Genomic DNA, 6,628 nt, shown 5'->3' with positions numbered 1-6,628 from the left:
ATCGGGCGCGGCGCGGTGGAGCCGGGGGCGCGCGGCGCCGATCTGCTGGGGTTCCGCCCGGCGGGCGGGCGGCTGGCCGAGCTGGTCGTGGCGCCCGGCACTGCCCCGGCACAGGTGCTGCAAGCGCAGGTGCTGGCGCGCAAGCTGGGCCTTGCGGTGCTGCGCTGCGGGGTGCCGGGGGGTGTGGTGGCGCGGATCGTGGCGGCGGGGCGCGCGGCGGTGGCGCATCTGGTGATGCAGGGCGAGCCGGAGGCGGCGGTGGCGGCGGCGCTGGCGGGCTTTGGCCTGCCACAGCTGGCACCAGAGGGCGCGGTGGCCGCAGGCCCGCCGGGGCGGCAGGTGGTGCCGCGCGTGCTGTCGGCCATGGCCAATGAGGGCGCGCGCCTGCTGGGGCACCGGCTGGTGGAAAGCCCCGACGAGATTGATTTCGCCATGGTGGCCGCGCAGGCCTTTCCGCGATGGGAGGGCGGGCCGATGTTCTGGGCCGACCGGCGCGGCGTCATGATCCTGCGCCGCGATCTGGAGCAATGGGCCGAGGAGGCGCCGGAGATCTGGGGCATGGCGCCGGTTCTGGCCGGTCTGGCGGGCAAGGGCGCGCGCTTCGCCAGCCTCGGCTGAGGTGGGCCTCAGCCCAGCAGGATGCCGGTCACCACGATCATCAGCCCGAGGGCCGAAACCCCGAGCGCGCCCATGTTCAGCAGCACGACCTTTTGCAGACGCTCGCGCATGATGTCTTCGCTGGGGGCGGATTTGCGGGCGTTCAGCGCCATCAGCACGCACCAGATCAGCCCTGCGATGCCGATCAGCGAAATCGCGGCTCCGATTGCCACCAGCCAGTCCATCCTGCCGTCCCCTGCCGTTCGTTTCCTGTCCTTGTGCCGGGGAAAAGCCCCTTGCCGCTGGCGGAAATTCATGTTGCCTTTGCCGCGCGCCTTGCGCGGCTGTCTTGGCCTAGCCGAGCCAAAGCGCGCTGGCAAGTCTGCAAAAGGTCAGGTCAGGGGGCAAGAGGATGGCGGATCCGGCGGTGATGGCGGAGATTGCGGCAGCGCGGGCGGCGATGGCGGCGCTGCCGGGGGCGGGGCTGGACCTGCTCTTTCGCGCGGCCCATACCCATAATGGCTGGCAGGATCGCCCGGTGGCGCCCGCCCTGCTGGAGGAGGTGGTGGCGCTGGCGCGCATGGCGCCGACCGCGCTGAACGGCCAGCCCCTGCGGATCACCTGGGTCGCCTCTGGCGAAGCCAAGGCGCGGCTGGCGCCCTGCCTGTCCGAGGGCAACCGCGCCAAGACGATCGCGGCGCCGGTGACGGGCATTCTGTGGGCCGATGCGGAATTCTGGAAAAACCTGCCCAAACTGGCGCCGCATATGGCCGATCCCATGGGCAGCTATGTCGGCGCGCCCGAGGCGGCGCTGGCGGCGGCGCGGCTCAACGGGGCCTTGCAGGCGGGCTATGTCATTCTGGCGGCCCGGGCGCTTGGCCTTGATTGCGGCCCGATGGGCGGGTTTGATGCCGGGGCGCTGACGGCGGAATTTGCACAGGCGCGGCCCTGGCTGCCGCTTTTGCTGCTCAATCTGGGCTATGGCGATGCGGCCCGGGTGCGCCCGCGCGCGCCCCGGCTGGAGATCGCCGAGATGACCGAAACTCTGTAACCGCAGCCCGGCCCGGCCTTGACCGCCCGCATGTGAAAGGGCAGGGAAGGACGCAGAGGCAAGGGCCGATCCGACGGCCGATCCGAGAGGCAAGAGACAGATGAGCGACGATCCCTATAACGTCACCGCCGACGAGCTGCGCCAGTTCATCGAGCGTTACGAGCAGTTGGAAGCCGAGAAGAAAGACATCACCGAACAGCAAAAAGAGGTGATGGCCGAGGCCAAGGGCCGGGGCTATGACACCAAGGTGCTGAAAAAGATCATCGCGCTGCGCAAGCGCAAGGCCGATGACATTGCCGAGGAAGAGGCTATCCTCGAACTTTACAAGCAGGCGCTTGGCATGACCTGATCCCCGCGTCGCGGGATCGGCAAAGGGGCCCCGCAGGGCCCCTTTTTTGATGGCGTCCTGGGCTTAGCCAAAGACCAGATCGTCGCGCAGGGCGCTCAGCGTAGTGTCTTCCACCCGCAGCGTGTCGCCCCGGCCGAAATCGAACAGCACGTCATCGCCCAGCTGCACGGCCCGCGCCAGAGCCTGCGTCACCGTGCGCACGCCCAGGCCCACGAGGCTGATCGTATCCACATCATTGGCGAAATCGCGGATCACATCATCATCGCCATTGCGGGCAAAAACAAAGCGGTCCGTGCCGCCGCCGCCGGTCAGCTGGTCATTGCCCGCCCCGCCGCTGAGCGTATCGGCCCCGGCCTCACCGAACAGCTTGTCGCGTCCCGTATCGCCGCGCAGCAGGTCTTTGCCAAGGCCGCCTTTCAGCAGGTCATTGCCTGCCTGCCCGCTGATCACATCGGCGCCGCCATTGCCCAGCATCACATTGGCCAGACGGTTGCCGGTCAGCACATTGGCCGCGCCATTGCCGACAAAGCGCAGGGCATCGGACAGCACCGTCAGGGTGAAATTGCCGGTGCTGTCCGAGAAGCCGCGGGCACCGAGGTAATAGGTGCCGCTTTCGGTCGCCTCGAAGGTGATGACCGAGGCCTGGCTGCCCGAGCTGGAATAGCTGGTGACCAGCGTGCCGGTCTCGTCATACAGCCCCAGCGTGCGGTCGCCCAGACGCGGAGCGGCGCCATTGCCTGCCAGGGTGAAGGTGTATTCACGCCCGGCGACCAGCCGCACGCCATACCAGTCGGCATCGCCCGAGACATCCACCTTGCCGCTGATCCGCTCGCCATCCAGCACCTGCGCGGCGGTGCGGGTGTCGTTGCGCACCGTGTCGGTGGCCACCGAGACGATCCGATAGCTGCCGCGATCGGTTTCGTTGATATTACCCGCCTGCACGAAATAGGTGCCCGCCTGATCGGCCGTCCAGCTGATCGTGGAGGAGGGGTTCACGTTGTTGTCGCCCCAGACAAGGATATCGGCGCCATTGGTGTCGCGCAGATAGATGTCGGGGTCGGAGAGGCGCGTGGTGCCGGTGCCGGTGATGGTGAAGCCGTAGCTCAGCCCCTGCTGAAGCGAGACCCGGAACCAGTCCGTATCATGCGGCGCATCGACCGCCGAGGCCACGCTGCCATTCAACGCCAGACGCGCGGTGGTCGTGGTGTTGCTCACCACCGTGTCGCTCATCTGCGCGGTCAGGCGGTAATTGCCTTCGCCCCGGTCGTCATAGATGTCGCCATCCTTGACCACGATGTAATAGGTGCCGCCGGTTGCCGGGGTCACCGTGGCGGTGCCGCCGGTGTAATCGGTGTCGATCAACGCGCCATTGGCGTCACGGATTTCCACCGTGCCATCATCGAGGCTGAGCGCGCCGCCATCGCCTGCCAGCGCAAAGCCATAGCTGCGCCCGGCCACCAGCGAGACCCTGAACCAGTCGGCATCGTTCGACTGCGCGAGGTCGGAGGCAATGGTGCCGGAGCCCGCGATGACATTGGTGGTGGCGGCGCTGCCCAGAATGGTGTCATTCAGCCGCGAGGTGATGGTGTAGCTGCCTTCGGCGGCGTCATCATAGCTGTATTCGTCCAGCACGCGGATGAAATAGGTGCCGCCCGCAGAGGGGGTGACGCCCACAGTGCCGCCATCGGTGTCATAGGTCAGGCGGTTGCCCAGCGAATCGTAGATCTCGATCCGCATATCCGCGCCGCCCGCACTGGCGGCGGTCAGGCTGAAATCATAGGCATAGCCCGCGCGCATGGTGACGCGGAACCAGTCCTCGTCATTCGACTGGCCCAGCGTGCGGGTCAGATCGCCGCTGCTGGTGATGGCTGCCATGGAGGCATCGCTGTCCATCACATCGTCATTCAGGCTGGCGGTGATGGTATAGGTGCCCTCGGCGCTTTGGTCATAGTCGTATTCATCCATGACGCGGATGAAATAGGTGCCGCCCTCGGTGGGCGAGAGGCTGACGCTGCCGCCATCGGTATCATAGGTGATGCGGTTGCCCAGCGAGTCGTAGACCTCAAGGCGCATGTCGGCCCCGCCCGCCGTGCCTGCGGCCAGGCGGAAATCATGGCTGTAGCCCGCGCGCAGGGTGACGCGGAACCAATCCTCGTCGGTGGCCTGCCCCAGCGTCCAGCTGCTGTTGCCGGAGGCGGTGATCGAGGTGGTGGTGGCCGCCATGGTGCTGGCCACGTCGTCATTTCCGGTCACGGTGATGGCATAGCCACCTTCGCCCGCATCGTCATAACTATAGGTGTCGCGGATGGCGATGTAATAGGTGCCGGTTTCCGTGGCGGTAAAGCCGAAGCGGTTGCCGTCGTTCCAGTTGCTGCTGAGCCCGGCATTCAGCGCGTTCATCAGCTGGAACTGCATGTCGGCCCCGCCGGTCGCCAGCGCGTTCAGCATGAAGTCATAGGTCATGCCTGCCGTCAGGGTGATGCGGAAGTAATCCACATCGTCATCGGCTTCCAGAACCGTGATATTGGGATCGTTCAATAGGCCGTTGGTCGGCAGGGTGTATGTGGACGTGATACCGCCGGGAACGTCAGGCATCGTCATGCTCCGTTAAAATCGCAAGGCAACCAGAGGGAATGCGGCTTTGCTTCGGTGCGGGGCCGCGGGCAGGTGCGCCGGAAATGGCTCCGACGTCTTGCCCCAGAAAGGTTAACGGGGCCAGCCCCCGGAAGTTTATTTTCGCAATGGCGGCGCAAACTTTCGTTTATGGCCGTCATCCGGGGCGGAATTGCGCCGATCCTTTCCGTGGGGCAGGTATGGAATTCCATATATTCAAGGGCTTGCGGCGTGTTGCAGACAAGAAATCCGCAAATCCACTGTTTCTCCATATCGAAAACAATATTTCGTCACAATCTGGCAATGTTGCCTAGCGAATCGTGGCTTCAAGGCGTTAACCTTTTGCCGTGACCCTGGGCAAAGAACCTGCGGCATCCGGGCAGTGCGTGTGTCATTTCATCCCGGAGTTCCCGCCCATGCCTTTGCTTCCCCCTGCCATTCCCGCCCCCACCGGCCTTTTCGCCCAGATTTTGCCGGGCACCGGCCTTGCCGATACCCTGACCGGCGGCTCCGGGGCCGATCTGGTCTATGGCGGCGATGGGCATGATTTTCTCTCGGGGGCGGCTGGGGGCGATTACCTCGATGGCGGCGCGGGCAATGACCTGATCGCGGGCAGCAATGGCAATGATACCCTGCTGGGCGGCGAGGGGCGCGACAGCCTTTATGGCGGCGACGGGCGCGACCTGATCTTTGGCGGCGCGGGGGATGACCTGCTGCAAAGCGGCACCGGCGAGTCCACGCTGGTGGGCGGCGCGGGCAATGACATCCTGGCCGCGCGGCAGAATGTCGGCGGGCTGAAATGGCTGTTTGGCGGCGAGGGGGCGGATACGTTCCAGATCCAGTTCGCCAGCGCCGCCAGCTATTCCGAAACCGTTCTGGCGGATTTCCAGCTGGGGGTGGATACCTTCACGGTGGATGGCGCCTCGGCGGCCTCGGTGGTGAATGCGGGCAGCTATATCACCATCCAGGGCACGCAGCTGTTCTTCTCGCTGATCACCGGCGACGGGCTGATCCTGGACGGGCCGGACAGCGAGGCCCTGTTCCGGTTCTTTGGCCTGACCGGCCATGACACCATCATCGGGGATGGCGCGCAGAACCGCATCTTTGGCGGGCTGGGCAGCGATGTTCTGGATGGGGCCGATGGCAATGATCTGGCGGTGGGGGGCCTTGGCCATGACACGCTTCTGGGCGGGCGCGGCCATGACAATCTGGGCGGCAATGACGGCAATGACCTGCTGATCGGCGACGAGGGCAATGACTCGCTTTATGGTCATGGCGGACAGGATACGCTGTTTGGCAATGAGGGCGCCGATCTGCTCTATAGCGGCGACCGCAGCTCGGCGCTGTTTGGCGGTGCCGGGTCCGATTTCCTGCAAGCCCGTCTGGGCAGCGGCGGCGATACCACGCTGGCAGGCGGCATCGGCGCCGACAGTTTCGAGTTCTTCGGGCTGAAAGCCGGGCGGGGCGCCGATTGCGTCATCGAGGATTACGAGGCGGGCGAGGCGGTGGTGGTGGGGCTGCTGGGCCTGTCGGATTACATCGCGGCCAGCGGCGTGACCTTTACCGACAGCGCGGGCGGGGCGCGGCTGGATTTCGCGGCGGGCGCAGGCTCGATCACCTTCACCGGCTGGAGCGCGGCAGATCTGGGCGATCTGTTCGGCTGGTCGCCCTCGGTGGGCTGACGGGTTCAGCGCGGGGGCCAGCGCGGGCGTGCGGGGGCGGCAGGGCCCCCGTCAGGCTGGTTTGCAGAACATCTCGTAAACCATGCCGATGGCCGTGGCGACCTTGGGGTCCTGGATCGAATAATACATCACCTTGCCTTCGCGGCGGCAACTGACCAGCCCCTCCAGCCGCAGCCGCGCCAGTTGCTGACTGACGGCGGCCTGCCGCGACGACAGCAGCGCCTCCAGCTCGCTCACCGATTTCTCGCCCGATTGCAGATGGCACAGGATCATCAGCCGCCCCTCATGCGCCAGCGCCTTGAGAAAGGCGGCGGCAGCGGTGGCCCGCATCAGCAT

General features: G+C 66.0%; 6 protein-coding genes and 1 pseudogene. 4 read left to right on the top strand and 3 right to left on the bottom strand.

Going from position 1 to position 6,628, the window contains the following annotated elements; genetic code table 11:
- Positions 1-618 (top strand): annotated as a pseudogene (locus JNN06_RS08155) (hypothetical protein); the annotation flags it as partial.
- A gap of 8 nt (positions 619-626) precedes the next feature.
- Here JNN06_RS08155 and JNN06_RS08150 read toward each other — a convergent pair.
- On the bottom strand, positions 627-842 hold the full coding sequence (locus JNN06_RS08150) for a hypothetical protein (RefSeq protein ID WP_291239095.1): 216 nt from the start codon (positions 840-842) through the stop codon (positions 627-629).
- 167 nt (positions 843-1,009) lie between these two features.
- Between JNN06_RS08150 and JNN06_RS08145 the strand changes: the two genes are divergently transcribed.
- On the top strand, positions 1,010-1,648 hold the full coding sequence (locus JNN06_RS08145; RefSeq protein WP_291239094.1) for a malonic semialdehyde reductase: 639 nt from the start codon (positions 1,010-1,012) through the stop codon (positions 1,646-1,648).
- 100 nt (positions 1,649-1,748) lie between these two features.
- Positions 1,749-1,997, top strand: coding sequence for a DUF2312 domain-containing protein (locus tag JNN06_RS08140; protein WP_291239093.1), 249 nt, complete (start codon positions 1,749-1,751; stop codon positions 1,995-1,997).
- Positions 1,998-2,060: 63 nt separating this feature from the next.
- Here the strand turns inward: JNN06_RS08140 and JNN06_RS08135 are convergent, their stop codons facing one another.
- Entirely contained in the window at positions 2,061-4,592 is a 2,532-nt protein-coding gene (locus JNN06_RS08135; protein WP_291239092.1) for a calcium-binding protein, read from the bottom strand.
- Positions 4,593-5,026: 434 nt separating this feature from the next.
- On the opposite strand from JNN06_RS08135, the gene JNN06_RS08130 reads away from it, so the two are divergent.
- Positions 5,027-6,292, top strand: a complete 1,266-nt coding sequence (locus JNN06_RS08130; RefSeq protein ID WP_291239091.1) for a calcium-binding protein — start codon at positions 5,027-5,029, stop codon at positions 6,290-6,292.
- Positions 6,293-6,343: 51 nt separating this feature from the next.
- Here the strand turns inward: JNN06_RS08130 and JNN06_RS08125 are convergent.
- Positions 6,344-6,628 (bottom strand): metalloregulator ArsR/SmtB family transcription factor (locus JNN06_RS08125; RefSeq protein ID WP_291239090.1); only part of this gene is annotated, 285 nt, incomplete at its 5' end.

The organism is Gemmobacter sp., assembly GCF_016792925.1.
Classification (GTDB): domain Bacteria; phylum Pseudomonadota; class Alphaproteobacteria; order Rhodobacterales; family Rhodobacteraceae; genus Gemmobacter.
This window is presented reverse-complemented; position numbering and strand designations above follow the sequence as displayed.

Excerpts from the sequence above, each read along its gene's own strand:
- JNN06_RS08150 (WP_291239095.1), bottom strand. The coding sequence starts at position 842 with ATGGACTGGCTGGTGGCAATCGGAGCCGCGATTTCGCTGATCGGCATC.
- JNN06_RS08140 (WP_291239093.1), top strand. The coding sequence starts at position 1,749 with ATGAGCGACGATCCCTATAACGTCACCGCCGACGAGCTGCGCCAGTTC.
- JNN06_RS08130 (WP_291239091.1), top strand. The coding sequence starts at position 5,027 with ATGCCTTTGCTTCCCCCTGCCATTCCCGCCCCCACCGGCCTTTTCGCC.
- JNN06_RS08135 (WP_291239092.1), bottom strand. The coding sequence starts at position 4,592 with ATGCCTGACGTTCCCGGCGGTATCACGTCCACATACACCCTGCCGACC.
- JNN06_RS08145 (WP_291239094.1), top strand. The coding sequence starts at position 1,010 with ATGGCGGATCCGGCGGTGATGGCGGAGATTGCGGCAGCGCGGGCGGCG.